This is a genomic window from Micromonospora inaquosa (assembly GCF_003857055.1).
GTDB lineage: Bacteria > Actinomycetota > Actinomycetes > Mycobacteriales > Micromonosporaceae > Micromonospora > Micromonospora inaquosa.
The window spans coordinates 1-4,870 of sequence record NZ_QGSZ01000399.1 but is presented as its reverse complement, the minus strand read 5'-3'; the positions used below and the strand labels follow the sequence as shown (position 1 = coordinate 4,870).

Below are 4,870 nucleotides of genomic sequence, written 5' to 3'. Positions count from 1 at the left end.
GTCGAGTAGTAGATGCGGGCGGTGGGGTGGCGGTGGTGGGCGGTGTGCAGGGCGGATAGGTTGCCTTCGGTGCCACCGGTGGTGACGTAGCCCCAGCGGTCATCTAGCGGCATGGCGAGGGTGTCGGCGACCCAGGCGATGACGGCCCGTTCCAGCACTCGCGTGTGGGCGACTCCGCCAAGGTCTGCCGGGTCGCCGATGTTGTTCCACAGCCGGTTGCCGAGGCGGGTCAGGACCTCGCCGTAGTGGAGGTCCACGGCGCCGGGAAACCCGATGCTCGTCGCGGCGGCGGCGTCGGACTCGTGGATCAGGTGGTCGAGCACGGCCGTGACGTCGATCGGCGCGTGGCTGAGGTCCGCGGCGTCGGCGAGGCTGAGGCTCTGGTGACCGGTCACGCCCGCCGCCCCGAAAGCAGGTGTGCGGTGAGGGTGTGGTGCAGTGCTCCGAGCTGCCGCCAGATGTCGCGGGTTTCGTCGTCGCCCTGCTGAGTGAGGTTCTCGTACGGGTTGTAGTAGGTGGTCCGGTCCGGGTTGAGGGTTTTGTTGCAGTGCACGCCGTCGTCGCCGAGGCGGGCCTGCGGGTCGCGGTCGATGTGCAGGGCGGTGTCGTCGGTCAACAGGACGTAGCACTGACCTTTGAGGTTGAACGCCGACATGTAGCGGCCGGCGGCGGCGGCTTCGCGTAGTGTCCGGGCGACTTGGTACCAGCGGCCCTGGTCCGAGTCGAGGGTGCTGACACCCACCCCGACATACCATGCGCCTGGAGGCAGGGTCAGGTCCCCGCCGTTGACCATGGAACCCTCTGGACCGATCGGACTCCACTCCCGTCCGATGGAGGCGATGTTGTCCGCGGCCACCTCAGCCATCTCCGCGAGCAGTTGCGGCAAGACATCGGAGTCCGGCGACTGCGGCCACGTGCGGTGGGCGGTGTGCAACCGGTAGCCGTGCGGCTCGTTGGGCGCGTCGGAGACGAAGAACAGCATCAACGCGTGAGGGCCGACTGCGCCGCGCCCCCCGAACGCCTGGTCGGCTTCAATAAGGTGGCCGGTGTTCAGCCGCTTCGACCGGTAGACGACCTGTAGGCGCAGGTCCGCCCAGCGCAGGTTAGCCGGCACGTCGCCGTTGGCAGAGCGGTGGTCATAGCCGGCCGGGCCCGGGGGCGGGATCGGGGGAACGGCGGCGGCGTCGGGTGGCCGGTGGTGCCCGGTGGGGACAGGTGCCGCGCCGTAGCCGGGCGGCGGCACAGCGACCGCAGGCTCGGGGTGGCCGGCAGGTGGTGGCGCGGGCGGGTAGCCCGCTTGCCAGCGCGGGTCCAGGGGGTCGACGTCGTAGTGCCCAGCAGGTGACGTAGTCGCGTGAGTCGTCATCATCGCCTCCTCAGATCGAGAGGTTCATGGCGTCGGGAATGGCATGCCTCTTTGGTGTGCCACGGCCGATGCCGGCGTAGACCTCCGGGCGGGCCTGCCGCAGATGCCCGGCCCACACTCCGCCCGCGACAGCGGTGGCAAGGAGGATCAGAGGCAGCAGGAACGGATACAGCGACCCAGGCGCCGCACCGAGCAGAGACCCGGCGTTGCCGACCATCAGCGCGAGCACCACCGATCCGCCGAGCACGCCCAGAGCGGGCGCGAGCCGCCACTCCCACGCACCGGCCTGCGGGCCGCGTACCCTGGCCGGTGCCGTCATCGCGGCCACCGACGCGGCCAGCAGCAGACACAACAGGCCCATCGCCCCCAACGCCGACAACCAGGTGAACATCACCGCCACCGGGTCAGCACCGGCGAACGCGAACACCCCCACCACCACCGCCGCGACGGCCGTCTGCATCAACGACCCACCACGCGGCGCACTGACCCGCGTCGCGCTACTGCTCCGGGCAAGACCCGCCGGCAGCACCTTCTCCCGGGCCATGGCGAACACGTACCGGGCGAGCACCGAGTGAAACGCCAGCATCGAGGTGATGATCGCGAAGATCAACACCACGCTCGCCAGGGCCACCCACCAGCTGCCGAGGCGCGCCAGGACCGAGAACGGCAACCCGGACGCCGGATCACCGGCCACCTCCCCCACGACGTCAGGGCCGACCGCCACCCCCATCGCGAACGCGACAACGGCATACACCCCGCCGAGAACGAGTGCCCCACCGATGGTGGCCCGTCCGACTGAACTGCGGTCGACGGCCTCCTCGACGAGCGACCCCGGCGCGTCGAAGCCCATCACCGCGGCTACGCCGAAAGCGATCGCACCACCGATGCCGGTGACCGCCAGACCCGAGGCGTGAAAACCGACCCACGACACCTCCCCGCCCGCCGGCTGTCCCAACCCCGCCAGGACGAACGCCGCGATGATCAGCAACGACGCGGCCAGCACGACGGCCAAGACCCGGGTCGACAACATAATCGCCCGCACACCGAGCACTCCGACGACGACCAGGGCGAGTGCCGCCCACACCCACCACGTGCCGCCGAGCTGGGCTGCCATCGTCGCCCCGAACAGCCCGTACTGGCTGATCTGGATGGCGTTGTAGGCCACCAGGGCGACCATGCCGCCGGAGACACCCCAACTCCGGCCCAACCCGTGCGCGAGGATCGCGTAGTAGGCCGCCGGGTGCCCGAGCTGGCGGGCCATCGCCGCGTACCCCACCGCCAGCAGCGCGACCGTGCCCGCCACGACCACGAAGGTCAGAGGAACAGCCGTTACCTTCGTCGTCGCATAGGTGCCGACGATGCCTCCGCTGAGCACCACCATGGGCCCCGACGCCGACGCCCCAGACACCAACAACCCAAACGCAGTCTGCGTCCGCCGTGCGAGCCCCACCTGCACCTGCGCCGCCTTCACCGTTGCCCCCGCTGCGGCGAGTCCGGGCACCCCGACCCACGACAGCCAACCACCGGATGCGCACCCACATCAGCGGCGTTGGCGGGCACGACGTAGACCGCCGTCGGCCGTACCGGGCCGCCGCGCCAGAAGCTCCGGTCGCGGTCGAGCCGGCGAATCGCGGCGTCGGCATCCGGCGTGAACCCGAACAAGTCGTGAGCCCCGTCTGGCCACTCGCGCCGGATCGCATACCCCCACGCGTACTCCGTCGACGTCACGCCGCCTGCGCGCGTGAGGTCGGTACCGGTGCCGGCAGTCGCGATCCGTGCTGGCAACCTCAACCAACACCCCAAGGCGGGACTGCGTGGTCGCAGTGCGGTGGTGGGCTGAGCGGCTCGGGTCAGCATGAGGGGTGCCTTCCTTCGGTATGAGGGTGTGATGACGTGCCCCGCTGGCCGAAACGTCGCCGCCAGCAGGTAAAGGAGTCGGTGCCCTACTAGGTGGTCAGGGAGAACGCGGCGGTGCCGCCGAGATGACGCGGCCAAGAAAAAGAGTCGCGGTGCGGTCCAGACGGACTCGTCGCGGCAGCCCACCGCCGGCCGATCGGCAAGGCTGCTCGTCGCAAGATTGAGGGCGCCACATCCGCCACAGAGCGGGACCTCCTGGAGCGAGCAGGACCGGCGAGCGCGGCTGATAACCGACTTCCGCGAGCAGTCCGTCTCCGGGCCGGTCGCCGCTGTACTCCGCACACGACGGCAGCCCCGCGAGGTCCAGGGTCTGGTGATGGGCGGCCAGCAACGCCTGCGCGGCATCCTCGTACCCAGGACGGACCGCGACGTGAGCGAGCTGGTGATGCCGACGGTGCGGACGCAGCCCATCGACACAGGCATGCAGCAGGGCGAACCGGGCCGCGTGCGGGCCGAGAAGCCGATGCAGGTCGTACACCCATGCGGCAGCCGGCGGGGGTGGCTCCAACCGCGCGTACCAGACCGCCACCGCCGCGCGATCGTCGGTCGTATCGACGCGACCGCGCTCCAGCCCTTGCGACAGCACAAGCCGTGCCCATCGATGCAAAACCACTGCGCGTTTGGCCACATCAGGAACCAGCCAAACCCCAATGGGCTGGGCCATCAGCGCGTCAGCCATAACCGAGGACAAAGCGGCAATGTCCTCGCCGGTCGCGCGCCGGACCGCCGTCTCCATCAAGCTCATGGCGCATCCCCCGGGAATGGGCTGAGCGAGCTACCGTCGCCGGCCGTCTCCAGCACGGTTCCCAGGTGGACAGCGTGCGCCGAGCGTTGGCGAGACACCCACAGCGCCGAATCGAGCGCGCGATGGAAAGTCGCAGCGAGATGCAGGCTGTCCGCGGTGACCCCTGCGGCTGGCAGCCGGTGCCGCGCTGCCTCGATCAACCGCGGTGAGCCGCAGACGTAAAACGCCTGCCCTGGCTGATGGTGATACAGGGCCAAGCTGAGCAGATCGCCCTGCGCTGTGGGCTCCACATCACGGTCGTTCGAGAACGCCAACACGACCGTGAGCCAGTCACCATGCGCCTGCTCAAGCTTGTCCAACGCGACCGCGTCGTAAAGGTCCAGAAGCGTCGGCACGCCCACTACCAACGTCACCCGCCGCCCGTTGGGCGACGCGGCAACTTGCTCGACCAGCGCCCGCATCGGCGCGAGACCAGTACCCCCGGCCGCCAACAGCAGATCGGCGTCACCAGCGGCCTCCAGCGACATCCCGACATCGGAAGCCGGCCCCAGCCACAACAGCTCCCCCGGCGCGACCCGCTCGACCAGAACGGGCGAAACCACACCCTCCGGTACGGCACGAACGTGGAACTCCACCCGCCCATCCGGGCGCGGAACGCTCGCCGGCGAATACCACCGCCACAACCCCGGCAACCGAGGCGTACACACCGGCATCGCCTGACCAGGCAAATACCGAAGCCTCCGCAACGGCCGAACAGTCAACACCGCGACACCATCAGAGGCCGCCTCGCACGCCTCCACCTCGCCGAACGTCACATGCGGACCATCACCCAACGCCCCCGC

The 4,870-nt window shown here is 69.8% G+C and carries 4 protein-coding genes and 1 pseudogene; all 5 read right to left on the bottom strand.

What is annotated here, in order from left to right:
• Positions 1–395 (bottom strand): annotated as a pseudogene (locus tag DLJ59_RS35700) (histidine decarboxylase); the annotation flags it as partial.
• A complete protein-coding gene (locus tag DLJ59_RS35695) occupies positions 392–1,366 on the bottom strand; it encodes a hypothetical protein (protein ID WP_244236404.1) in 975 nt (324 codons plus the stop codon). The pseudogene DLJ59_RS35700 and the gene DLJ59_RS35695, both read right to left, overlap by 4 nt.
• A 10-nt stretch (positions 1,367–1,376) precedes the next feature.
• A complete protein-coding gene (locus DLJ59_RS35690) occupies positions 1,377–2,822 on the bottom strand; it encodes an APC family permease (RefSeq protein WP_124778517.1) in 1,446 nt (481 codons plus the stop codon).
• A 498-nt stretch (positions 2,823–3,320) separates the two neighbouring features.
• Positions 3,321–4,028 (bottom strand): N-acetyltransferase, encoded by a 708-nt coding sequence (locus DLJ59_RS35685; RefSeq protein WP_244236403.1) that lies wholly within the window; start codon positions 4,026–4,028, stop codon positions 3,321–3,323.
• Positions 4,025–4,870: FAD-binding oxidoreductase (locus tag DLJ59_RS35680; protein WP_124778515.1), on the bottom strand; the 846-nt coding region annotated here is incomplete at its 5' end. The genes DLJ59_RS35680 and DLJ59_RS35685, both read right to left, overlap by 4 nt.